The organism is Aliiroseovarius crassostreae (assembly GCF_025137635.1).
In the GTDB taxonomy this organism is placed as follows: Bacteria; Pseudomonadota; Alphaproteobacteria; order Rhodobacterales; family Rhodobacteraceae; genus Aliiroseovarius; species Aliiroseovarius crassostreae.
In genome coordinates, this window is sequence record NZ_CP080773.1 from 134558 (window position 1) to 158789 (window position 24232).

23 protein-coding genes are annotated in these 24232 nt (G+C 59.4%); 7 read left to right on the top strand and 16 right to left on the bottom strand.

What is annotated here, in order from left to right; all coding sequences use genetic code 11:
• Positions 1 to 8: 8 nt before the first annotated feature.
• Positions 9 to 929, bottom strand: coding sequence for a citrulline utilization hydrolase CtlX (ctlX, locus tag K3J57_RS15680; RefSeq protein WP_259795033.1), 921 nt, complete (start codon positions 927 to 929; stop codon positions 9 to 11).
• Entirely contained in the window at positions 929 to 1849 is a 921-nt protein-coding gene (rocF, locus tag K3J57_RS15685; RefSeq protein WP_259795035.1) for an arginase, read from the bottom strand. The genes ctlX and rocF overlap by 1 nt, the downstream gene beginning before the upstream one ends.
• A gap of 86 nt (positions 1850 to 1935) precedes the next feature.
• On the opposite strand from rocF, the gene K3J57_RS15690 reads away from it, so the two are divergent.
• Positions 1936 to 2361 carry an Lrp/AsnC family transcriptional regulator gene (locus tag K3J57_RS15690; RefSeq protein WP_173485099.1) on the top strand — a complete coding sequence of 142 codons (426 nt, stop codon included), beginning with the start codon at positions 1936 to 1938 and terminating at the stop codon, positions 2359 to 2361.
• Positions 2362 to 2439: 78 nt separating this feature from the next.
• On the top strand, positions 2440 to 4776 hold the full coding sequence (locus K3J57_RS15695) for a Tex family protein (protein WP_259797860.1): 2337 nt from the start codon (positions 2440 to 2442) through the stop codon (positions 4774 to 4776).
• Between the two features lie 34 nt (positions 4777 to 4810).
• Here the strand turns inward: K3J57_RS15695 and arsJ are convergent, their stop codons facing one another.
• The 7 genes from arsJ to K3J57_RS15730 all read right to left on the bottom strand — a co-directional run bounded on the left by arsJ (position 4811) and on the right by K3J57_RS15730 (position 12700).
• The gene (arsJ, locus tag K3J57_RS15700) at positions 4811 to 6046 is read right to left on the bottom strand and encodes an organoarsenical effux MFS transporter ArsJ (protein ID WP_259798000.1); all 1236 of its coding nucleotides are present in this window, start codon (positions 6044 to 6046) and stop codon (positions 4811 to 4813) included.
• A gap of 26 nt (positions 6047 to 6072) precedes the next feature.
• Entirely contained in the window at positions 6073 to 7071 is a 999-nt protein-coding gene (locus K3J57_RS15705; protein ID WP_259797861.1) for an ArsJ-associated glyceraldehyde-3-phosphate dehydrogenase, read from the bottom strand.
• Entirely contained in the window at positions 7068 to 7886 is an 819-nt protein-coding gene (locus K3J57_RS15710) for an arsenate reductase/protein-tyrosine-phosphatase family protein (protein WP_259797862.1), read from the bottom strand. Before K3J57_RS15710 ends, K3J57_RS15705 begins: the two co-directional genes overlap by 4 nt.
• 247 nt (positions 7887 to 8133) lie before the next feature.
• The gene (locus tag K3J57_RS15715; RefSeq protein WP_259797864.1) at positions 8134 to 9405 is read right to left on the bottom strand and encodes an ABC transporter permease; all 1272 of its coding nucleotides are present in this window, start codon (positions 9403 to 9405) and stop codon (positions 8134 to 8136) included.
• Complete coding sequence (locus K3J57_RS15720) at positions 9402 to 10322, bottom strand: ABC transporter permease (RefSeq protein WP_173485105.1); 921 nt, start codon at positions 10320 to 10322, stop codon at positions 9402 to 9404. The genes K3J57_RS15715 and K3J57_RS15720 overlap by 4 nt, the downstream gene beginning before the upstream one ends.
• Positions 10323 to 10333: 11 nt before the next feature.
• Complete coding sequence (locus tag K3J57_RS15725) at positions 10334 to 11446, bottom strand: ABC transporter ATP-binding protein (protein WP_259787174.1); 1113 nt, start codon at positions 11444 to 11446, stop codon at positions 10334 to 10336.
• A 120-nt stretch (positions 11447 to 11566) separates the two neighbouring features.
• Complete coding sequence (locus K3J57_RS15730) at positions 11567 to 12700, bottom strand: ABC transporter substrate-binding protein (protein ID WP_259787175.1); 1134 nt, start codon at positions 12698 to 12700, stop codon at positions 11567 to 11569.
• 365 nt (positions 12701 to 13065) lie between these two features.
• Between K3J57_RS15730 and K3J57_RS15735 the strand changes: the two genes are divergently transcribed.
• Positions 13066 to 14616, top strand: coding sequence for an alkaline phosphatase family protein (locus tag K3J57_RS15735; protein WP_259795047.1), 1551 nt, complete (start codon positions 13066 to 13068; stop codon positions 14614 to 14616).
• A 168-nt stretch (positions 14617 to 14784) separates the two neighbouring features.
• Here the strand turns inward: K3J57_RS15735 and modC are convergent, their stop codons facing one another.
• The 7 genes from modC to K3J57_RS15770 form a co-directional block, all read right to left on the bottom strand.
• On the bottom strand, positions 14785 to 15873 hold the full coding sequence (gene modC, locus K3J57_RS15740) for a molybdenum ABC transporter ATP-binding protein (RefSeq protein ID WP_259795051.1): 1089 nt from the start codon (positions 15871 to 15873) through the stop codon (positions 14785 to 14787).
• Positions 15866 to 16564, bottom strand: coding sequence for a molybdate ABC transporter permease subunit (gene modB / locus K3J57_RS15745; protein WP_055191069.1), 699 nt, complete (start codon positions 16562 to 16564; stop codon positions 15866 to 15868). The genes modC and modB overlap by 8 nt, the downstream gene beginning before the upstream one ends.
• A complete protein-coding gene (gene modA, locus K3J57_RS15750) occupies positions 16564 to 17331 on the bottom strand; it encodes a molybdate ABC transporter substrate-binding protein (protein WP_259797865.1) in 768 nt (255 codons plus the stop codon). The genes modB and modA overlap by 1 nt, the downstream gene beginning before the upstream one ends.
• Before the next feature lie 163 nt (positions 17332 to 17494).
• Positions 17495 to 18289 carry an ABC transporter substrate-binding protein gene (locus tag K3J57_RS15755; RefSeq protein ID WP_055191065.1) on the bottom strand — a complete coding sequence of 265 codons (795 nt, stop codon included), beginning with the start codon at positions 18287 to 18289 and terminating at the stop codon, positions 17495 to 17497.
• Positions 18286 to 19005: an ATP-binding cassette domain-containing protein gene (locus K3J57_RS15760; RefSeq protein ID WP_259797866.1), complete on the bottom strand. Its 720-nt coding sequence runs from the start codon at positions 19003 to 19005 to the stop codon at positions 18286 to 18288. Before K3J57_RS15760 ends, K3J57_RS15755 begins: the two co-directional genes overlap by 4 nt.
• Positions 19005 to 19709, bottom strand: coding sequence for an ABC transporter permease (locus K3J57_RS15765; RefSeq protein ID WP_173485113.1), 705 nt, complete (start codon positions 19707 to 19709; stop codon positions 19005 to 19007). The genes K3J57_RS15760 and K3J57_RS15765 overlap by 1 nt, the downstream gene beginning before the upstream one ends.
• Positions 19710 to 19843: 134 nt before the next feature.
• Positions 19844 to 20458, bottom strand: a complete 615-nt coding sequence (locus K3J57_RS15770; RefSeq protein ID WP_259795059.1) for a helix-turn-helix domain-containing protein — start codon at positions 20456 to 20458, stop codon at positions 19844 to 19846.
• Positions 20459 to 20708: 250 nt separating this feature from the next.
• Here K3J57_RS15770 and K3J57_RS15775 point away from each other — a divergent pair, with 250 nt between their 5' ends.
• The 4 genes from K3J57_RS15775 to gcvH all read left to right on the top strand — a co-directional run bounded on the left by K3J57_RS15775 (position 20709) and on the right by gcvH (position 24164).
• Positions 20709 to 22070 (top strand): alanine/glycine:cation symporter family protein, encoded by a 1362-nt coding sequence (locus K3J57_RS15775; protein WP_259795061.1) that lies wholly within the window; start codon positions 20709 to 20711, stop codon positions 22068 to 22070.
• A 61-nt stretch (positions 22071 to 22131) separates the two neighbouring features.
• Positions 22132 to 22545 (top strand): universal stress protein, encoded by a 414-nt coding sequence (locus tag K3J57_RS15780; RefSeq protein ID WP_173485115.1) that lies wholly within the window; start codon positions 22132 to 22134, stop codon positions 22543 to 22545.
• A gap of 90 nt (positions 22546 to 22635) precedes the next feature.
• Positions 22636 to 23733, top strand: coding sequence for a glycine cleavage system aminomethyltransferase GcvT (gene gcvT / locus K3J57_RS15785; protein WP_259797867.1), 1098 nt, complete (start codon positions 22636 to 22638; stop codon positions 23731 to 23733).
• 65 nt (positions 23734 to 23798) lie between these two features.
• A complete protein-coding gene (gcvH, locus tag K3J57_RS15790) occupies positions 23799 to 24164 on the top strand; it encodes a glycine cleavage system protein GcvH (RefSeq protein WP_173485117.1) in 366 nt (121 codons plus the stop codon).
• Positions 24165 to 24232: the final 68 nt, after the last annotated feature.

The window sequence follows — 24232 nt, forward strand, 5'->3', positions numbered from 1 at the left end:
ATGGCTCCTTAACGGCGAGCAAGGTGGATGCCGGCAATCATGCAGCGCACGGATCCACCCGCAGTTTCGATTGTGGGTATGGACAGCGGCAACGGCGCCGCACTTTGTTCGATAATGGCGATCTGATCCGGGCGCAGCGCCTTTAGGGCGCGTGCGGACAGGGCCAGAATGCGCCCGTCCCGCCCGGTCAGCTCAATCGCATTGCCGGCAAATTCACCGATCTGCTCATGGCTGAGGTCAATCACCTTGCGCCCCGTCTCTTCCAGCCGCGCCCGCAGCTCGGCGCGCCGCGCCGGATCAACGATCATATCAAGGCAAATCAACGCATATTCCGTGCCGATCCCCATCAGGACATTGGTGTGATAGACATCCCGACCCTGCGCATCGCGTGCCTCGAACACCATGGGTTCATAGTTGAAATGGGTGCAGAACCGCTCCAGCAGCACCGGATCGGCCCGATGCGACGACACCGTATAGGCAATGCGCGCCAGGTGGTCGAGCACCATCGCCCCCGTTCCTTCCAGGGCAAGATTGTCGGCCTCAAGTCCCGAGTAATCAATCACATCCTGCACCCGGTATTCCGCCTTGAGCATCTCGATCACATCGGCCCGCCGTTCGCGGCGCCGGGACGGGACAAACATCGGATAGATGGCCACATGACCACCGGGATGGGTGGAAAACCAATTGTTCGGAAACACGCTGTCCGGTGTATTCTTTTCCCCCAGATCATCAAATACATGCACCCGAACCCCGGCGGCCCGCAAAGCCTCAACCGCTGCATCATGTTCGTCGCGCGCCGCCACCGACGTCGCTTTTGCCGACCGGTTCGACAGGGTCTGAAACGCGTTGTCATCCCGTGTCTCGGGGTTTGACATGAAGGCATGGGGCCGGATCATGACCACCGCGCTAGGGGCCTGAAGCGCAATCATCAAAAGCTCCGGGTGGGACGATCAAACACACGCCGCCCCAGAAGCGAGGCCGTGAGGTCCACCATCAGCATGGCCGTGCGCCCACGCTCATCCAGAAACGGGTTCAGCTCAACCAGATCCAAAGAGGTTACAAGCCCACTGTCACAGAGAAGCTCCATCACCAGATGCGCCTCGCGTTCGGTTGCCCCCCCGGGGACGGTTGTGCCAACCGCGGGCGCGATGGACGGATCCAGAAAATCCACATCCAGCGACACATGCAGCATCCCGTTTGCCGCTTTCACCCGATCCAGAAATGACACCAGGGGTGCCTTGATCCCATGTTCATCAATCGCCCGCATATCGGCCAGCATCGCATTATGTTTGGCCAGCGCCGCATGTTCCGCAGGATCGACCGAGCGCAGACCCATCATGCCCACATGTTCAACCTCTACCTTGGCTTCCAGCGCGGGAAAATCATGAAACCCCGGCTGCCCGGTAAAATAAGCGACCGGGGTGCCATGCAGGTTGCCACTCTCGGTGCTTTGTGGCGTGTGGAAATCCGTATGCGCGTCCAGCCAAAGAACAAAAAGAGGGCGCCCCTGCGACTTGGCATAGGCCGCCATCCCGGCCACCGAGCCCATCGCAAGCGCATGATCTCCGCCCAGAAAAATCGGCATCCCTCGCGCTGCAGATGCCTGGGCCGCGCGGCTCAAGGCCCGTGTCCAACCGACACATTCCGGCAGTTGAACCAGATGATCATGCGCGGGCATGTTCTCCGGGTCCGGGACCACATCCCCGATATCTTCCACCTGATGTCCTAGTGCCGCCAGCGCCTCGGCCAGACCAGCCACCCGATAGGCGTCCGGGCCCATCCGGCACCCCTGACGCTTCTTGCCCGAATCCATCGGGGCCCCAACGAGAATGATGTTTTTCTGTTCCATATCTCATCTATTCGCGAGGATCCGGCTTGCCGGAAGGGATTAAATTGCTCAAAATGAGCCAGCATTGATCAAATTGGAAAGCATTGATGGACAAACTGGACACTCGCCTCCTGACACTGCTGCATCGCGATGGCCGTGCCTCGGTGTCAGAGCTTGCCGACCACCTTGGGGTCACACGCACCACGGTGCGCAGCCGGCTTGACGCCCTCAAGGCACGAGGAGAGGTGGTTGGCTTCACCGTTGTCACCCGGCAGGACGTGGCCCCCAACCCCGTTCGGGGGCTGATGATGCTGGGCATCGAGGGGCGCGGCACCGAACGGCTCATGTCCCGCGTCGCCGCCCTTCCGCAGGTCATGGCCGTGCATTCCACAAACGGCACCTGGGACCTGATTGCCGAAATCGGCACCCAGACCCTGGAAGAACTGGATCAGGTGCTCTTTGCCATTCGTCGGATGGAAGGTATCACGCGGTCCGAAACCAACCTGCTGCTCTCGACCAAACGCGGGCGATAATCCGCCAGCACGCCTTTTCATTCCCCCTTCCCCAGCCTCGGAACTGACGCTAAACAGGTCACCCGAACAGGAGAGATCATGGACACCAACACCCGCATTTCCCAGACCATCGCAACCGATATTTCCGCGTCTTCCCAACAAGTTAATGCAGCAGTTGAGTTGCTTGATGGCGGTGCCACCGTGCCTTTCATCGCCCGATACCGGAAAGAAGTCACCGGCGGGCTGGATGACACCCAACTGCGCACACTTGCCGACCGGCTGACCTATCTGCGTGAGATGGAAGCCCGGCGCGAGGTCATTCTGGGCAGCATCCGGGATCAGGGAAAACTCACCGAAGACCTGGCCAGATCCATCGCCGCGGCAGACACGAAATCCACACTCGAAGACCTTTATCTACCCTATAAACCCAAGCGCCGCACCAAGGCGATGATCGCGCGGGAAAACGGGCTGGAACCGCTTCTGGACAAAATCCGCAGCAACCGAACCATCGCCCCCGTGACCCATGCCGAAGCTTACCTGAGCGAGGCCGTTCCGACAGCAAAAGACGCGCTCAATGGCGCTCGGGACATTCTGGTCGAAGAGCTCTCGGAAAATGCGGAACTTGTCGGTGCCCTGCGCGTATTCATGCAGCGCGAGGCCCTTCTGACGGCCAAGCTTGTCGCAGGTCAGGAACAGGCCGGGGCAAAGTTCTCGGATTATTTCGACCATCAGGAATTGTGGTCAAAAACCCCGTCACACCGGGCGCTGGCCATGCTGCGCGCCTCAAAAGAAGGGGTGATCACACTTGATATTGCACCCGATGAAGAGGGCGCGGTGCGGGCGGTGGATATGGTTGCGGCCCGGTTGGAGGCCGGCGGTCAAACCCCCGGGGATGAGTGGCTGCGCACCGTCGCCCGCTGGGCGTGGCGGGTAAAGCTTGCGCTGTCGATGACGCTGGATTTGATGGGGGACCTGCGTGCCCGCGCCCATGACGAAGCGATTGATGTTTTTGCCCGAAACCTCAAAGACTTGCTTCTGGCCGCCCCAGCCGGGCCGCGCACCACATTGGGTCTGGATCCGGGCATTCGCACCGGGGTGAAGGCCGCCGTTGTGGATGCCACCGGCAAGCTTTTGGACACGGCCACGCTTTATCCGTTTCAGCCAAGAATGGATGTGCAGGGGGCACAGACCGCAATCCTTGCGTTGATCGCCAAACACAAAATCGAACTGATTGCCATTGGCAACGGCACCGCCTCGCGCGAGACAGAGCGCCTGGTCGCCGACACGCTGAAACGCCTGCCTGCGGGCATGAAAGCCCCAACCAAGGTTGTGGTCAGTGAGGCCGGGGCGTCGGTTTATTCCGCGTCCGAACTGGCCGCAAAGGAATTCCCCGAGCTCGACGTATCGCTGCGGGGCGCGGTGTCAATTGCACGGCGCTTGCAGGACCCGCTGGCCGAGCTGGTGAAAATTGACCCGCAATCCATCGGCGTCGGGCAATATCAGCATGACGTGGACCAGCGCCGCCTGTCAAAATCGCTGGAAGCGGTGGTTGAGGACGCAGTGAACGCGGTGGGGGTGGACCTGAACATGGCCTCGGCGCCACTGCTTGCCCATGTGTCGGGCCTGTCGTCATCGCTGGCGCAATCCATTGTCACCCATCGCGATATCCACGGCGCATTTCCGTCGCGCAAGGCGCTTTTGAAGGTGTCGGGCCTTGGGCCGCGCGCCTTTGAACAATGCGCGGGGTTTTTGCGCATCCGGGACGGGGAAGAACCGCTTGATGCCTCCGCCGTGCACCCGGAAGCCTATGATGTCGCGCGGAAAATCGTGTCCGCCTGCGGGCGGGATCTGCGGGACCTGATGGGCAATGAAGGCGCTTTGAAATCTCTCAAAGCGGCGGATTTTGTCAGTGGTGATTTCGGCCTGCCGACCGTGCGCGACATCTTTTCGGAACTGGAAAAACCGGGCCGCGACCCGCGACCCAGCTTCAAAACCGCGAGCTTTACCGATGGCGTGGAAGAGATTTCAGACCTGAAACCCGGCATGGTGCTGGAAGGCACGGTGACCAATGTGGCCGCCTTCGGGGCCTTCGTGGATATTGGGGTGCATCAGGATGGGCTGGTGCATATCAGCCAACTGGCCGATCGGTTCGTGAAAGACCCGCATGAGGTGGTGAAAACCGGCGATGTGGTCAAGGTGACCGTGACCGAGGTGGACATTCCGCGCAAACGTATCGGGTTGACCATGCGCAAGGATGGCGGGGCGTCAGCCAAGGAAGATCGCAATGCACGGGGTCCGGGCAAGCAACAGGACCGCCGCCCACCGCGTGGCGGCAAACCAGGTGGGCGCAATATATCCTCCGGCCCGAAATCATCGGGCGGGCCTCAGGTGGGTGGGCTTGGATCGGCGCTTTTGGATGCGATGAAGAAGAAATGAAATGACGCCCCGGTCAAATCAGGCCGGGGCGTTTTCAGGCGGTCTGTTGTGGCGACAATCGTGCCGCGCCAAGCGCCGACAGACCCAGCATCAGGGCGGCCACGGCCAGACAGGCAGGCAAACCGCCGAGCTGGTAGCTCACCCCGGACAGAACTGTGCCAATCAGCCGCCCGGCCGCATTCGCCATATAGTAAAACCCCACATCCATCGTGACCCGTTTTTCATCCGTAAAGGCGAGGATCAGGTAGGAATGCAGGGACGAATTCAGCGCAAAGAGCGCACCAAAGAGCAAAAGTCCGACCACCAGAGTGAGGGTGAGCCACATCGCGGGGGATCCCGCCAGGTAGGTCACCAATGCCAGCACCGCAGGCACCAATGCAAGCCATGCGACCGCGCGGGTTGCCAGCCGGGTCAACTCCCCTGCCCCGCGCGCCTTGGCCCGCAACAGCCGGGGCGCATTGGCCTGCACCACGCCGTAGAAGATGATCCAGAGCGCCATGAACCCGCCCACCAGAAAGAATGCCCTGTGATCCCCTTTGGAGCTGCCATCTGACAAAACAGCATGGAAATAGATCGGGATGCCGACCACAAACCACACATCCCGCGCACCGAACAGGAAGACGCGGGCGAAGCTGAGCCAGTTGATATTGCGGTTCTTGGAAAAGACCTCTCGGAATTTGGCATCTTTGCGCCCGGCTGGCAGACCCGTGGGCATTTTTGCCATAATGGCTGCGAGGATCACGCCCAGCACAGCGGCCATGCCAAGCAGGGCCGAGTTGAACCCGGCGAGCGCCAAAAGCGCCGCGCCCAGCAAAAAGCCCAGCCCTTTTACCGCGTTTTTCGACCCAGTCAGCACAGCAACCCAACGGAAGAGCCCATCCCCTTCGGTAGGGGCGAGCAGTTTGACCGCCGATTTCGACGACATTTTCGCCAGATCCTTGGCCACGCCGGACGCGCCCTGCACCAGCATCACATAGGCAACGGACAGGGTGACGGTCCATGTCGGGTCCAATTGTGTCAGCGCCAGAAGGGCGATGATCTGAAGCCCAAGCCCCGCATATAGCGTCGATGTCAGACCAAATCGCGCGGCGATCCAGCCCGCAGACAGGTTGGTGATGACCCCTGCGATCTCATACAAAACAAAGAGATAGGCCAGCTCAACCGGCGAAAACCCCAGCGTGTGAAAGTGCAACAGCACCAACATGCGCAGCGCGCCATCACTCAGCATGAAAGCCCAATAGGCGGCGGTAACGGCCATATAGGCCGCCATGCCGGTGGGCCGTTCCGCAGGTTGTGTCACAGTGATTTCCCAACCATCAGGGCCACATCCGCCAGACGCATCGCATAGCCCCATTCATTGTCATACCAGGCATAGATTTTCAGTTGGGTGCCGTTCACAACCATGGTCGAGAGCGCATCAATGATCGAACTGCGGTCATCATTGGTGTAATCGGTGGACACCAGCGGGCGCTCCTCATAGCCCAGAATGCCCCTGAGCGGCCCGTCGGCGGCAGCTTTGAAGGCCGCGTTCACCTCTTCGGCCGTGGTCTCACGCTCCAGCTCAAACACAATGTCGGTCAGCGAGGCATTCAAGAGCGGCACCCGCACCGCGTGGCCATTGAGCTTGCCGGTCAGCTCCGGGAAAATCTGGGTGATCGCCTTGGCCGAGCCGGTGGTGGTGGGGATCAGCGAATTCAGGGCAGAACGCGCACGACGCAGATCTTTTGCCGGGCGATCGACGATGGTCTGCGTGTTGGTCACATCGTGGATCGTGGTCATGGATCCGTGTTTGATGCCGAAATTGTCCAGAACCACTTTCACCACGGGCGCGAGGCAATTGGTGGTGCAGCTGGCTGCGGTGACGATGCGGTGGATGTCGGCGTCATAGATATGATCGTTCACACCGAACACGACATTGGCGGCTTCGTCTTCTTTGACCGGAGCTGAGACCACAACCTTCTTCACACCTGCCGCGAAATAGGGCGCAAGCTTCTCGGCGGTTTTGAAGGCGCCGGTGCAGTCGATCACCACGTCAACGCCGTGCAAAGGCAGCTCTTCCAGATTGCGGGTGCAGGTCACCGGCAGGCGGGTGCCGTCGATGGTGATGCTGTCCGCGTCGTGGGAAAACGCCGCGGGCCAACGGCCATGCACCGTGTCGAATTCCAACAGATGCGCATGCATCTCGGGGTCGCCGACCGCATCGTTCAGAAAGGCAATTTTTGCGCCGCGTTCCAGAAGCGGGCGCAGGGCAAGTTTGCCCATCCGGCCCAGGCCATTGATCGCGTAGGTGGTCATTTCTTTTCTCCAGACTGGGAAATTTCATCAAGTTCGTTTTGCAGCGACAGGCGGTCCAGCGCATGGACATCAAGTGCCGCAAACAGGGTCAGACGGCGATGGAGTTCGCCATATACCCGCTGAAACCCCAGCAACATCTCGGCTGGGGTGGCGTGGTTTTGCGGAGTTGCCGGATCCGGCACCCCCCAATGGGCCGTCACTGGCAAACCCGGCCAGCTCGGACAATCTTCATTTGCAGCCCGGTCACAGACGGTGAACACAAAGTCGAACACCTCGTCCTTCAGGTCGGACAGGTGCCGGGGACGCAACCCCGTCACGTCATGCCCCTTGTCCTGCAAAATCTGCAAACAAACCGGATTCAGCGCCACGGCGGGTCGGGTGCCTGCGGAACGGACCTCAAACCGCCCGCCTGCAAGGTCGCGCAGAATCACCTCTGCCATGATTGAGCGGGCCGAATTTCCGGTGCAGAGGAACAGAACTTTCTGCTTGTCCCGCGGCGGAGAAAAGATCTCCGGCACCGCACAATTGGCTGGGCGCCCCCGGCAGCAATCCTTGTAAAGATAGCTTGTCAGACTATCGGCCCCCTCCGGGTCAAAGCGGTAAAGCTGGCTGCGGCCCTCGCGCTTCTGTTCAATCAGACCGGCACGAAGCAAAGTTCCCAGATAGACTGACATGGTGTTGGTTCGCTGACCCAGAATTTCAGCAAGATCGCCCGACGCGACATAATCTGGATAGCGTCGCACCAGCAGGCGATACAGCGCCATGCGGCCTGCATGTCCCAAAGCTGTGAGGCGTTCGATCTGCAATTTGTCCATAAGGTGGTCCTCTTCTAAGGCTTCCATATTTCATGAATAAATGAAGTATGAAACAGAAAAGTGACAGGTTCCAAAACCACCTGACAAAAAACGGCCCGCTCAGGGCGGGCCGTTTTGTTGGTTTGTTAAAGTGTTTCGCCTTATTATTGAGACACAATAATGAGGCGAAACACTCGAAACCTACTAATGTTGCGGGCGTTTCGAAATCAACTTGTGACTCAAGTTAATCTCGAAACGCTTTAGAGGATCAGTTCCCGTCGGAATTCAGTGCGTTTGGATCAAACACATTTCCGAACCCGGAGTTGTTGCCACCACTATCTGACGGGGCGGCCTCTTCCCCATTGCTGCCTTCATCGCCACCCAGGGTGTTTGGTGCAAACACGTTCCCAAACCCCGAGTTGTTCGAAGGTTTCGGTGCCGTTTGCGCCCCTGCCCCGCCCTGTTGCTGGGCTTTCTCAGCAGCTTCCTTGGCGCGTTTGTCGCGCAGCTCCTGAATGCGGCGCTCGGTTTCCAGGCGCTTTTGCTCCTGCACACCGGCGATACATTGATCGGGGCTATAGGCCATCGCAGAGCCAATCACCGAAGCCATGCCAAGCAGCACCACGATCAGCGCAATCGCAGCCGGGTTGCGGCTGATGATACCGGGCACTTCGACCTTGCCGGCCAGCTCGCTTACAGTGGCATCCTTGCGCGCCTCGGCAACCAGGGCCTTGCGCTTGATATTTGCCTCGTTGATCAGGGCAAAAATCACGGTCAGGGCGACAATCATAAAGGCCAGGGCCGAGATTGACGGGTTGATGCCGTAACGCACTTTCTGCGCCAGTTCGATGGTCAGCGTCGGGTATTCCCCGAAGGTGAAGGTGGTGGTGTTGTAGTTCTCGAACGAGGCGAGGAACGCCAGCACCGCGGCCGAGGCAATTGCCGGGAACATGAACGGAAGCATCACCTTGCGGAAGGCCTGGGCATGGGTGGCCCCCAGATCCAGTGCCGCTTCGGTCAGCGTCGTGTCATAACGCTGCAGACGGGCCACCAGCACCAGCATGCAATAGCTGGCGATAAAGGTGGACTGACCGATGATGGTCAGAAACAGCCCGTTTGACAGGAAGCTGTCCGCCCCCAGCCCTAGCATCCGGTTGATGCGATCCCAGAACACCAGGGTCGAGATCCCCAGCACCACGCCGGGAATAAGGATTGGCGCAATGATAATGGTGTAGTAGGTGGCCCGAAGTTTTGGCCAGATCTGGGTCAGCATCAGCGCCCCCGCCAGCCCCATCGACACCGACAGGATCACCGTGCCAGCGCCCACCAGGATCGAGTTCCAGATGCCCGTAAGGATACGTTCATCCTGAAACAGAACCCCAAACCAGTCGAAGGTCAGGCACTCCCATGGTGTCATGCTGGGAAATGTCGGCGAATTGAACGCCGTCATCGACATGATGATCAACGGACCCAGCAGATAGGCGAAGAAGATGCCCAGATAGATCCAGATCGAGATACGGATGATTTTATCAGAGCTCATTTGCCGATATCCCCCATGTTCACTTTGAACAGGCGCATCACTGCCAGAACCAGCAGAATACAGGTGACCAGAAGGACAATTGCGTAGGCCGCCCCCTGTGGCCAGTCAGAGTTGTCGTTGAACTGCTGGTATATCAACTGGGTGAACCAGAGCGACGAAGGACCGCCAAGGATCTGCGGCGCCGCGAGCGCACCGGCAGACAACATGAACACCATGGTGCAGCCCGAGCTGATCCCCGGTTTGGCGTAAGGGATGACCACCCGCCAATGGATCCGCCACCAGGGCGCACCCAGATCACGGGCGGCCTCGATCTGATTGCCATCAAGGCTTTCGATCACGTTATACATCGGGAAGATCATCAACAGGATATAGGCATAGCCCAGACCGGCATAGAGCGCGATGTCATTGCGGATAAAATCAAACGGCGTGTCAAAGATCCCGGACCCCACAAGGAGCGTGTTCAGCACCCCGCTTTCGCCAAAAATGATCCGCAGGGCAAAGGCCCGCAGGATCTCATTGATCCAGTAGGGAATGATCAGCATCAGGGCGAAGATGCGAATGTGATTGCCTTTGCTCTGCCCCAGATAATAAGCGATCGGATAACAGAACAGCAGGTTGAAGACGGTCACACAGACCGCAGCCACCAGCGTGCGGAAGAACACTTTCAGGTCCACCGCATTGTAATCCTGCGACCCGCCTTCCGGGCCATAGATCAGGTATTTGTAGTTCTCCAGCGTATAGACATCCTTTGGCCCGCCGATCTCCGGGGGGGGCAGGTTGGGCCGGAACGAGAAATCAAGCATCGACAGCTGGGGCAGTATGATCAGGCCCACGACCCAGAAGAGGACAAGCCCCAACATGATCGACCCCATAAGCGTGCCGTTGCGATTGAAAAATTCTTTCAGGAAGCCAGGCATATCTGTCCCCCTTACTCGCTTGCCAGTTCGCCGGCAGGCACAACAACCGCGTTGTTGACGTCATATTCCAGCGTAATGGGTTGGCCGGTGTGATCGTCAAACGACTGGCCAAGATTGGGGATTGAGATCTTGATCTCCTTGCCGCCATCGCCCTCGGTGAAGATGTTATAGGTGTTGCCCTCAAACTCCTCATGGGTCACCTGCGCGGTCACGAAATGGTCCCCCGTGGTGCCGGTGGGTGCCAGCGAAAGTGCCTCTGGCCGGATGAACATCATGGCATCGTCACCAACCTGCAACTTTCCCTGATTGGCGGTGGAAATCCGCGCGTGCAGTTCGCCTGAGCGGTTGGTGCTGATCAGCGCCTCATTGCCGATGATTTTGCTGACCTTGCCGCGGAAGACATTGTTCTCACCAACAAAGCTGGCCGCAAAGGCGGTGGCCGGGTCATTGTAGATGGTCTTACCGTCCGCAATCTGGTCGATCACACCGGCCCGCATCACCGCAATATCATCAGACATGGTCAGAGCTTCACCCTGGTCATGGGTGATGTAAATAAAGGTAATCCCCACCCGCTGCTGGATCTCCCGCAGCTCGGTGCGCATATGCTGACGCAGCTTGAGGTCAAGGGCTGACAGCGGTTCGTCCAGAAGCAGCACATCCGGTTCGGCACAAAGCGCACGGGCAATTGCCACACGCTGTTTCTGGCCACCCGACAGCTCGGATGGCAGTTTGTCGCCCTGCCCCGGCAGCGCGATCATGTCCAGAAGCTCATCGGCACGCTTGCGGCGCTCCCGCGCGCTGGCACCTTGGATCTCCATCGAGAAGGTAATGTTTTCCCAGATTTTCATCAGTGGGAAAAGCGCGAGGTTCTGAAAGATCAGGGCGGTCGGGCGTTTATTCGGCCCGATGCCCTTCATGTTTTTCCCACCGATCAGCACATTGCCTTCGCTGGGGTCAAGAAAACCCGATACCGCCCGCAGGATGGTGGTCTTGCCACAGCCCGATGGCCCGAGGAACGAAAAGAAATCGCCCCCTTTGATGTTCACATTGGCATCGCGCACGGCGACGAAGTCCCCAAAGCGGATCCACAGGTTTTCCAGATCGACGCCTACTCCGGCACTCATATGGCTTCTCCTCATTGGCACATAGCTCTCTCGGTCCCTCGTGAAGGGTTGACAGCTGAGCCTGTTGAAAACGGTTGGTTGGCCCTGCCCGTCAAAGGCAGGGCCGATACGTCTGAGCGATCAGGCGCTCTTGAACTTGTTGACGAACTCGGTGCGGACATCCGCATACCACGGGGCCTCAGCCGGCCATGGGTTCAGGTTCGCCAGGCTGTCGCCAGGATAGGCTTCGGCAAAGTTCTTTTTATAGGTGTCGCCCGAATAGGTGTCGGCACCCAGCACCGGCGAGTTGTAGCCGTGGCTGTCAATCGCCTTACCGGCCGGTTCCTTGCGATAGGCGTAGTCGACGAAAGCATAAACCTGCTCTTCATTTTTCGCGCCAATTGGCATCGACATGCCGTCGACCCAGGCCATCGCCCCTTCGACCGGCGCCTGGTAATGCACAGGCTCACCTGCTGATTTCAGCGCCAGAGGCGGACCATCCCAGGTCTGGCCAACCACAACTCCTTCGTTCAGCAGGCCGTTTTTCTGGGTGTCGGCATCGTTCCAGATCAGTTTGATGCGCGACTTGCGTGCAATGCACCAATCCGCCACCTGACCCCAGACTTTGCGCATGGTTTCTTCATCGTTGTAGGCAGCCCAGATCGAGCCCGGCTCCATCTCACCAGACGCTTCCATGTAAAGACCGGCACCCAGCATCATCGAATGCGCACGCCCCATGGTCTTGCCGGCATTCTCTTCCGACCAGACATCGCCATAGCTCGGCGCATCACCCGCCGGCAGCCATTTGTCGGTGCGATAGGCAATCCCTTCGGTGCCCCAGATATGCGGCAGCCAATGTGCCCCGTTGCCGCCAAAGTCCCATGCATCCGTGCCGATCTTCGACATGGCCGGGTTGACCGCATCCAGGTTGACCTTGTTCAGGTCAAACGGTTTCAGAAGCTCAAGCGGGCCCCATTGCAGGGACCGGTTGTTGGTCGGCGAAACGATGTCGAACCCCTGGCCCTTGGTGGCCTTCATCTTGTTGATGATCTCTTCGTTCGACCCGATCCCGGTATAATTCACCTTGATGCCGGTCTCAGCCTCGAAACCCGCGATGAACTCGGGTGGCAGATAATCCGACCACATCAGGATATTGATCTCACCCGACGAGGCCAGGGCAGATTTCACATAGAGCGGCGATGCCAGAGCAGCGGCCCCCATTGTGGTCGCACCCTTCAGCACCGAGCGGCGGGTAAGGTTCTGTTTGGTTGTCATGACAAACTCCCGTTGGATTTGTTTTTTTGATTGTGTCATTAGTTTTGGTAATTTCCGGCACAACGGATAGCGCCAATTGAAAATCCTTTTTCGGTCCAATTGGCCCTAGAGCTGAGCGTAGCATTTCCCTCCTTCTCTTGTCACGGAGCAACGAAACCTCGTTTTTCCACGGGGAGATCACAGTTTTGCGACACCTGAATTGAATTTCCCCGGCCACCCTTTGGCAGGATCAGGCTGATTCGTGGCAAACCGAAATCATCCTTTCCCGCGCCGTGAAGACGCGCGAGCCACACTCCAATCTTGACGCCAGCACAGATATGCGACCTGTTCAGAGGGAACAGAGGTCATTACCGATCGGGAAACCCATGACAGCCCAGACACCGCCCCGCAAGAACGTGCTCTTTATCATCATCGACCAGTTGCGCGCAGATTGCGTGAGTGGCGCGATGGCAGATCATGTCGATCTGCCCAACCTGCGCAGCCTGATGGAGGATGCCGTTTCATTCGAACGCCATTTTTCGGTGGTCAACCCGTGCGGACCGTCACGTGCCTCGATCCTGACTGGGCAATATTCGATGAACCACCGCTCGGTCCGAAATGGCACCCCGCTGCGCCATGACACGCCCAATGTGGCGACGGAGATGCGCAAGGCGGGGTATTTGCCGATGCTGTTTGGGTATACCGACACATCCGGCGACCCACGCATTCACCACCCCAACGATCCCGCGGTGCAAAGCTATGAATACCCGATGGCCGGGTTTCACGAGATGCTCGAAATGCGTCTGGAACAATCGCTGCCGTGGCAGAGTTACCTGATCCGCAACGGGTATCAGTTTGACGATTACTGGGATCTTTACAAACCGGTCTCCCCATGCGGCAAACCCCCAAAGCTGAATGATCCCGCAGTTTACAAGGCCGAACACAGCGATACGGCGTTTCTGACCGGCCGGTTTCTGGAAACGATGGATGCCTATGCAAAACAGGGCTGGTTTGCGCATCTGACCTATATTCGCCCCCACCCTCCGCTGGTGGCACCTGCCCCCTATAATGACATGTATGACCCGGCCGGGCTGCCCCTGCCCAACCGGCTGGACAGCGCTGAAAGGGACGCGGCCCTGCACCCGTATTTTGCCCCCGCTCAGAAAAGCAGCACCGTGGCGGATTTTGTCAAAGGGTTCCCTGACCTGTCCCCGACGGACGAGGCCATCCAGACCCTGCGCGCCGTTTATCTGGGGTTGGCCACCGAGGTAGATCATCACATCGGACGGGTCGTTCAGTTCCTGAAAGACAGCGGACAATATGACGACACATTGCTGATCGTGACCGCTGATCACGGAGAAATGCTGGGGGATCATCACCTCTGGGGGAAGATGACTTTGCATGACGCGGCCTATCATACCCCATTGATCATACGCCTTCCGGGAAATGACGAGCGGGCAGGAGAGCGGGTTTCCCAGCCCACCGAGTCGATCGACCTGATGCCCACGATCCTCGACTGGGTTGGACAGGAGGTGCCAAACTCCGTTGATGGCCGCTCACTCCTGCCATTGGCCCAAGGCGATATCCCATCGGATTGGCGGCGCTATTCCTTCTCAGAACTGGATTTCGCGGATCCCGAACACCCAACCCGGTGGGAACGCGAGCTCGGAACAGATCCCAGCACGTCCAACCTGTCGATCCTGCGTGACGAGCAACTGACGCTGATTGAATTTGCAGCCGAAACGCTGGACCCGATCCTGTTTGACCATCGCGCAAATGGCGAGACTGAGAATGTGGCGCGCAACCCCTCTTACGCGGCGGATCTCGCACGCATGTCCCGACAGATGCTGCGTCACCGAATGCGCAATATGGATCACACATTGTCGATGGATATGATTACCCACTCAGGACCCCGGCATTTTTCCCGACGGCGGTGATGCTCCCGCGTGCGACTGATCCTCTGTGAGGATCGCCACTGCTTGGGGGTGGCCTCGCTTCGCTCGGCTGTTTTTCCAGCCGCAATGCGGCAGGGGCGCTGCCCCTCGATCCCGCTCTGTGAGCGGGACCTCACCCCGGGATATTTGGAGCAAAGGGAAAAGGGGAGGTTAACGCCCCACATCCTCGGGAGCGATGGCAACGGTTTTCACGATCGCGTTCATGGGCTGTCCCGGTGCAAGCTGCATGGAGTCGGCGGACCGGCGGGTGATCCGGGCCAGGAGTTTTCCTGCGGGGGTCGTCAGGGACACGATGGCCCCCGGACCATCCCCTACACGCAGCTCATCAATCACGCCCGGCAAGACATTGAGCGCAGACATATCACCGGGCAGGTCCCGGGCCAGGATCACATCCTGGGCGGCAATGCGCAGGCGCAGCCTGCTCCCGGTAGGTTTTTGGATATGCGGGACAAAAAGCGGCACACCTCCTGCGTCCAGCTCAGTCAGGCCATCCTCGTGCTGAACAGCCACCTGCGCCCGCAAAATGGCGCCCACGGCGCGCGGGCCCTGCGGGGTAAAGCCCGGATCTGCCAGCACATCTTCTGCTGGCCCCACTTTGAGGATCCGCCCCTGATCCAGCGCCACAACGGTGGTGGCCAGACGCGCGACTTCCTCGGGGGCATGGCAGACATAGAGGATCGGCAACGCGATCTCATCCCGCAGCCGTTCGAAATAGGGCAGAATTTCAGATTTCCGCCCCTGATCCAGCGCCGCGAGGGGCTCATCCGCCAAAAGCAATCTTGGACGGGCCAGCAAGGCACGCCCTATGGCAACACGCTGTTTTTCCCCGCCCGAGAGGCTGGCGGGACGACGGGTCAGCAACGGGGCAATACCCAGCATGTCGACCACCTGATCAAAGCTGGCAACGGTGTCGGGCGCCGAGGGACGGCGAGCGAACCAGCCCCCGTAGGCAAGGTTCTGGCGCACGGTCAGGTGCGGAAACAGCCGCGCTTCCTGAAACACATAGCCCAACCCGCGCTTGTGTGGCGGCAGCCAGATCCCGCGCGACGTATCGCCCAGCACCTCGTCCCCAACCACAACCCGACCCTGATCCGGGCGCAACAGACCTGCCACCGCATTCACGACAGTTGTCTTGCCGGATCCAGACGCCCCATAAAGCACGGTCAGCCCATCCGGAGCGGTAAATTCCAGGTCCAGATCCAAGCCGGAAAACCGGTGTTTCAGCCAGACGTCAAGCATCCTCGCCCCCGATCCGTTTGGCCAATCGGTGCGCCAGCACTTCCGAGGCGACAAGAGCGACCATCGCGATGGCGATTGAGATCACCACCAGGCGCGTGGCCGCCGCCTCTCCACCTGGCACCTGCAAGAACGCGTAAATGGCCGATGGCAGGGTTTGGGTCTGACCGGGAATGTTGGACACAAAGGTAATGGTGGCGCCGAACTCTCCCATCGCCTTGGCGAAGGCCAGAATTGCACCGGTCAGCAGGCCGGGCAGGATCAAGGGCAAGGTGACGGTGAAAAACACCATGACCTGCGAGGCCCCAAGGGTCGACGCGGCCTGTTCCAGCTTGCGATCCACCGCCTCGATTGACAGGCGGATGGCCCGCACCATCAAAGGAAACCCCATGATGGCCGCGGCCAGGGCGGCCCCGGTCCAGCGGAACGCAAACACCACACCAATCTGTCCGAACAGCCAGCCCAAAGGCCCGTTGGGACCAAAGCCCACCAACAGCAGATACCCTGTCACCACCGGCGGCATGACCAGCGGCAGATGCACCAGCCCGTTCAAGATCTGTTTGCCGAAAAACTGCCCTCGTGCGAGGAGCAACGCCACCAGCACACCCGGCGGCAGGGCCAGAAGCGTTGCCCAGAAGGCAACCTTGAGCGACAGGCGCACCGCGTCCCATTCCTGTGGCCCAAGCCAGTCCATCATTGCATCCCCTGCCCCGGAACCTGAAACCCGTGGCTTCGGAAACCATCCTGCGCAACAGGACCCATCAGCCAATCGAGCACCTCGCGCGCGTCACCGGCTGCGCCCAGGGTCAAGGCCGCCGGATAGCGGATCGGCGGATGCGTGTCTGCCGGGAAGACACCGATAACAGGGGTGCGTGGTTCGGCACTTGCGTCACTTTCATAGACAATCCCCAGCGGAGCGGCCCCCTGTGCCACGAGGGCAAGGGCAGCGCGCACATTGTCGGCCTGCGCAACCTGCGGCATCAGTGCTTCCCACTTGCCCAGCGATTGCAGCGCCGCCTTGCCATAAATACCGGCAGGCACCGCATCAACCAGCGCCATGGCAAGCCGCCCTCCCTTCAGGCGGGCACCAAAGTCGAAACTGTTGTTGAGATCAGCCGCCCCGCCCTGCCCCACCAGGACCAGCCGGTTGCCAACAAGGTCAGTCCGGCTGGTGGGCTGGGTCAGACCTTTGGCCTCCAGATAATCCATCCAGTCGGGATTGGCGGAAATAAAGATATCAACAGGGGCGCCATACTCGATCTGCCGCGCAAGCGCCGAGGTGCCGGCAAAAGACAGGGTCAGCTCATGCCCGGTGGCATTTTCCAAAACCGGCGCAAGATCCTCTAACGCGGTTTTCAGGCTGGCCGCGGCAAAGATTGTGACCTGACCGGCCACGGATGGCACCGCAAAGCACACGGGAAGCGCAAGGGCCATAAGGGATTTGATCAGGCGCAAAAACATGTGCGGAGAGTGACGGGTTTAGGCGAGAGCGACAAGATCAAATTGATCTGAGGCGGCGCCTGCGCTGCCCTTTTCAGGGCAAAGCCCAAACCCTAAGGGTTTGGGCAAAAATTTCGGGTCATTACGAAATAGGCGGGCGCAGGCTCATCCTCCGCCCCCGCCGTTACTTTGCATTGAAGGTGAAAAGCTGTTCACCCGACAGGCGATAGCCGTCGATCAGGGCTTTTGCCCGGTCCGAGACCAGCCAAGCCTCAAGTTTGGCGACCAGTTCAGATTTCACATGCGGGTGGCGTTCCGCACTGATCGGCAAATAGGCGTATTGATTGAACAGAACCTTGTCCCCTGCAAACAGAAGCGCCTGGTCGGCCTTATTGGCAAAGTTCAGCCAGCTGGCGCGGTCCGAAAGGATATAGGCCCCCATCCCGGCAGCGGTGTTGAGCGACGCGCCCATGCCCGCCCCCACTTCCCGATACCAGTCCCCGGCAGGGGCCACTTCGGCTGCCACCCAGAGGCTGCGTTCCTTTTTGTGGGTGCCGCTATCATCGCCGCGACTGACGAAAGGCGCCTCGGCTTTGGCAATACGCGCCAAGGCATCCGCGGCACTGTTGGCGCCGGCAATCTGCGCCGGGTCGGATTTCGGGCCGATCAGCACAAAGTCGTTATACATGATCTCGGTGCGATGAGGGGCAAAGCCCTCAGCCACAAACGCCTCTTCGGATTTGCGCGAATGCACGAGGATGGCATCCACATCCCCTGCCCGACCAAGCTTCAGCGCCTGCCCGGTCCCCACGACCAGAAGCTGCACCTCAAGCCCCAGATCATTCTGAATTTCCGGCAACAGCACCTCGGCCAGACCGGAATTATGAAATGAGGTGGTGACCGCCATCTTCATACTGTCCGCCTGAGCCAGCCCCGTCAGCAGCAGGAGGGCAAAAAACCCCGTCAGGATCTTCTTCATTCGACAATATCTCCGTTTAAGAATGCCCGCGCCGCTTCGGTGGCGGGGGTGTTGAAAAACTGCTCCGCCGGGGCCGCCTCATGGATCTGGCCTTTGTGGACAAACCAGACATCCTGGGCCAGACGGCGGGCCTGGCCAAGATTGTGGGTCGACATGATGATCCGGCGGCCACGAGCAATCTCATGCTGCAACACATCCTCGATCTCACGGGTGGCGCGACCATCCAGCGAGGCACAGGGTTCATCCAGAAACAAAAGCTCCGGTCGCAGGGTCAGGGCGCGACCAAGGGCGAGCTTCTGGCGTTCGCCGCCCGACAGGACCCGAGCGGGGCGGTTCAGGGCAAAGCTCAGACCGACCCGATCCGCCACCTCTTCCACCCGTGCCGCGATGTCCGCCTTGGGCATTTTGCGCAGGGCCAGCGGATAGGACATGTTTTCGCGCACACTGCGCCGCATGATCACCGGGGTCTGGAAGACAAATGCCTGGGCGGCCAGCGCATCGGGCCGCGGGCAGCCATAGGTGATCTGTCCGCCACTCAGCCGCTCGATCCCATGTAGCGCCCGCAGAAGCGTGGTCTTGCCGGCCCCGTTTGGACCAAGGACAATCGTGACCCCCTGCCCCTCTACGGTCAGGTCAAGCGGACCGATCAGGTTTCGGCCCCGACGGCGCACGGTGACCGCGCGGGCGTCGATCGGAAAGAGGGATTGGGATGACATCACCAACGTCCCTCCTGTTCGGTATGGCTAAGGGTGTGGATGGCGATATTCACCGCGATGGCCAGGCCAATCAGGATAAAGCCCAGCCCAAGCGCCATGGCAAACTCCCCCTTGCCGGTTTCCAGCGCAATGGCGGTTGTCAGCACCCGGGTGTGGTGGTCGATATTGCCGCCCACAATCATGATCGCCCCCACTTCACCAATCGCACGACCAAACCCCGCCAGCGCGGCCGTCAGGAGGGCGCGACGTCCATCCCACAACAGCGTGCCCAGGCGCTGCGGCAGGGATGTGTTCAGCGAGATCAGAAGATCGCGGTAGTCAGACCAAAGCTCTCGCAACGCCTGCTGCGTGATCGACGCAATCAGCGGCACGATGATGATGACCTGCGCAATGATCATGGCGGTTGGCGTGAACAGCAGCCCCATGACCCCCAGAGGGCCGGAACGTGAAAAGATCACATAGACGATCAGCCCTACAACCACGGGGGGCAGACCCATCAGCGCGTTCAGAACCGCGATGGTCAGACGGCGATGTCGGAACCGGCGCACCGCCAGCAACGCGCCAAGCGGCAGGGCGATGGCCGATGCGATCACCACGGCGGAACAGGTGACGGCAAGGCTGCGCAAAGTGATCTCGACCAGATCGCGGTCAAGCGAGATCAGAAGCCACACGGCCTGCATCATCCCATCCCACAGATCATTCATGGATCATCCCCGCTGGTCATCCCGGTTTCACGTCTGACGAAACCTATCAGAATACCGGACGCGCAAGCAGCAGGTTGCGACAGGTGGCGGGCAGGATGCGCCCCCCGCATCCTTCGGTATACCGGATGCCCTGCTCAGTCTTGCAGCGACACCCACAGCACCTTGGCATCTTCTTCGCTGGTCGACACGCAGCCATGCCCCATCCCACTGTCATAATAGACACTGTCACCCGGCCCCATCTGCAAAGGGCGGTAATGTTCGGTATAAAGTGTCAGCGCACCGGAGAGGACAAACATGAACTCTTCGCCGCTGTGACGCACCCAGCCATCAAAATCAGCTGCCTCGCGCGCCTTGATGGTCGAGATATAGGGCACCATGCGTTTTGACGTCAGTTCGTTGCACAGGAGTTCATGGTCATAGGTGCGCGTTTCCTTGTGTTCGCCTTTGCCCGAGGAGGTAAAGTCACGGCGCCCCGAGATATCGGACTTGGCGGATTGCACGAAAAGCTGTGGGGTTTCCAATTCCAACGTCTGCATCAGGCGGCGAATGATATCGAAACTGGGCTTTGTCTGGTTGTTTTCGATCTTGGACAGGGTCGATCTGCCAATACCGGCCGCCCCTGCGGCTTCTTCCAGTGTCAGCCCTTTCTCTTTGCGCGCTTCTCGAATCATTTTGCCCAGAACCTCACCATCCGGGGCCTGTTCTGCATCCGCATTTGCGATGTTTTCCTCGCGTGGAATCCACTCCATCGGCACTTTTCTCCCTATTTTCTAAAAGCCTATCCGTGCGCACTTCACATGTCAAAATCCCGATATGTGCACATTGGCATACTTTTGTTGCCTATTATGGAAAAGTTTCCTATAAGGAACGCGCTTCACGTGACGTTGGGGAAAAGACGCCGCTCTGGCCCCCAAAAGCGACACATGAACCAGACTAAACCGCGCCAAACGGGTCAGGCCGTTATTGGCGCGGCGGGATAAACGCAATGGGGAGGAAACCATGGAAGCGTTGAACGATATCGTAGGTGCCATCAATGGCGTCGTGTGGGGGCCGCTGATGCTGGTCCTGATTCTTGGGGTAGGGTTTCTGCTTCAGGTGATGCTGAAATTCATGCCGATCCTGAAGGTCGGCACGGGCTTCAAGATGCTGTTTCAGGGCCGCGAAGCCCAGGGTGAAGGACAGATCAGCCCCTTCAACGCCCTGATGACATCCCTGTCGGCCACCATCGGCACCGGCAACATTGCCGGTGTTGCGACCGCCGTCTTCCTTGGTGGTCCGGGTGCATTGTTCTGGATGTGGATGACCGCACTTGTCGGTATGGCCACCAAATACGCAGAAGCCGTCTGCGCGGTGAAATACCGTGAAACTGACGAACTGGGCAACTATGTGGGCGGCCCGATGTATTACATCAAAAACGGCCTGTCGGCGAAGTGGTACTGGCTAGCGCCGGCCTTTGCACTGTTTGGCGCGATTGCCGCCTTCGGCATCGGCAACGGTGTGCAGGCCAACGGCGTGGCGCAGGTGCTGGACTCGAACTTCGGCGTGAACACGTCGGTCACCGGCGTGATCCTGATGGTGCTGACCGCAGCTGTGATCCTCGGCGGCATCACCCGCATTGGTGCGGTGGCCGGTAAGCTGGTGCCGTTCATGGCGGTGAGCTATATCCTCGCTGGTCTGCTTGTTCTGCTGATCAACATCTCTGAAATCGGCAATGCGCTTTCGCTGGTCTTCACCTATGCCTTCACCCCCTCGGCCGCGACCGGTGGTTTTGCAGGTGCAGCTGTCTGGGCGGCGATCCGCTTTGGTGTGGCCCGTGGTGTGTTCTCGAACGAAGCCGGTCTTGGCTCGGCACCGATCGCCCACGCGGCGGCTTCGAACAACAGCCCGGTGAACCAGGGTCTGGTGGCCATGCTGGGCACGTTCATCGACACGATCATCGTCTGCTCGATCACGGGTCTTGCGATCATCTCGTCGGGTGCCTGGACCTCAGGCGAAAGCGGCGCGGCTCTGACCTCGCTGGCCTTTGAAACCTCGCTGCCGGGTATTGGTGGATCGCTGATCGCCATTTCGCTGTCGATCTTCGCCTTCACCACCATCCTTGGCTGGTCGTTCTACGGCGAGAAATGTGTCGGCTTCTTCTTCGGCGCCCGTGCCCTGGTGCCCTACCGCGTGCTGTGGATCGTAATGATCTATTTCGGTGCGACCGCTGATCTGGGCTTTATCTGGCTCTTGGCCGATACGCTGAACGCCATGATGGCCATCCCGAACCTGATTGCCCTGGCACTTCTGTCGCCGGTCGTGGTGAAACTCACCAAAGAGTATTTCGCCAATCAGAACGGCACGTCAGAGCCTGCCGAGTAAGCCACCACCGGGGGGCCAGCCAATCCGGCCCCCCTCTCCATCCTTCAAAGGAGACAAGACAATGGCGACAAAAATTCTTTTGCCGATTGATCACACCGATGATCGCTCGTGGAAAAAAGCTCTGCCGCTGGCGCTGGAACAGGCCAAATTCTACGGCGCTGGCCTGCATGTGGTTGAGGTTGTGCCCGAGATCATCCAGCTGCCAAACCTGCCGGAAGGCTATGGTTCTGGCGCAAAGGACTTTGTTCGTGGCAAGATCGAAGCGATTCTGGCCGCCAATGGTGCCGCAAACCTGCCTGTGCATATTCAGCAAGGCAGCATTTACCGCGAGATCCTGAAGCTGGCCCATAAGGAAGGCTTTGACCACATTATCATGGCCTCGTCCAAGGGCGATTTCCCGAATTACGAAATCGGCCCGAACCTGGCCCGCGTGGTGCGCAACGCACATTGCACTGTGACCGTTGTGCGCGACTGACAAAAATCAACGAGTGCCGGCCATCGGCACTCTACCCTACACGACATTACTGGCGGCAGGCCCGCCGACGCTCAGAGGAAAGGCACTGACATGACCGATGCCCCCAAACGCACCCCGCTTTATGACCTGCATGTGGAACTTGGCGGCAAGATGGTTGATTTCGCCGGCTGGGATATGCCCGTGCAATACCCGATGGGGATCATGGGCGAACACAAGCATTGCCGCGAGAAGGCCGCCCTCTTTGACGTGAGCCACATGGGTCAGGTGATCCTGAAAGGCGAAAACATCGGCGAGAAGCTGGAAACCATCTGCCCACAGGCCTATGCGACCCTGAAAGAGGGCAAGGCCCGCTACGGCTTCTTCACCAATGAAAACGGCGGCATCATGGACGACCTGATCGTCTCGAACGCCGGTGAGTATTTCTTTGTTGTGGTGAACGCCTCGATGCGTCACCAGGACATCCCGCATATGAAGGCCCATCTGGACGGCGTTGAAGTGACCGAGATCTTCGACCGCGCACTGGTGGCCGTGCAAGGCCCGAAGGCCGAAGACGTGGTGGGCGAACTGTGCCCCGCTGCGCGCGAGCTGAAATTCATGGAAACCACCGTGGCTGACATAAACGGCATCGAATGCCGCATCTCGCGTCTGGGCTATACCGGCGAAGATGGCTATGAGATTTCGATCCCGGAAGACAAAGCCGTCGACTTGGCCCGTGCTTTCCTTGCCCATGAGGATTGTGAACCCGCAGGCCTCGGCGCGCGTGACTCGCTCCGCCTTGAGGCCGGTCTTTGCCTTTATGGCAACGATATCGACAATGACACCTCGCCGATCGAAGCGTCCCTGAGCTGGGCAATCCAGAAGCGCCGCAAGGAAGAAGGCGGGTTTCCGGGGGCTGATCGCGTTCAAAAGGAACTGGCTGAGGGACCGGCCCGCAAACTGGTTGGCATCAAGCCCGAAGGCCGCGCACCGGCTCGCCAACATGTGGAGATCCAGGACCTTGACGGCAACACCATCGGCGAGATCACCTCGGGTGGTTTTGGCCCCACGGTTGGTGGTCCGGTTGCCATGGGCTATGTTGCCAAAGGACATGGCGAAACCGGCGAGAAGGTCAATCTGATCATCCGCGGCAAGGCACAACCGGCTGAGATTGTTGCCCTGCCCTTCGTCCAGCAGAACTACAAACGCTAACGCTTTGAAAACGGCGCGGCGACTACCTTTCCCGCCGCGCCCCACTACCAGACAGGAGAGTCCCTATGACCACCTATTATTCCGAAGAACATGAATGGCTGACCGTTGAAGGGGACACCGCCACGATCGGTATCACCCAACACGCTGCCGACCAGCTGGGCGAAGTTGTTTTCATCGAGCAAAAAGAAGCCGATGATGAATTTGAAAAAGGCGATGAGATCGGTGTGATCGAGTCGGTAAAAGCCGCCTCTGAGATCTATGCTCCGGTGGACGGCGTTGTCGTCGAAGTGAACGAGGATCTGGAAGGCAACCCCGGTTCGCTCAACGAAAGCCCGGAAAGCGGTGCCTGGATCTACAAGATCAAACTGTCCGACGCTGCGCAGCTGGAAGATCTGATGGATCTGGACGGCTACAAAGCCTTTATCGGTTAAATCCACCACATCCACTCACGGCCCCGCCGGACCCGTCCCGGCGGGGGACCCTCCCACGTAAAGGATCA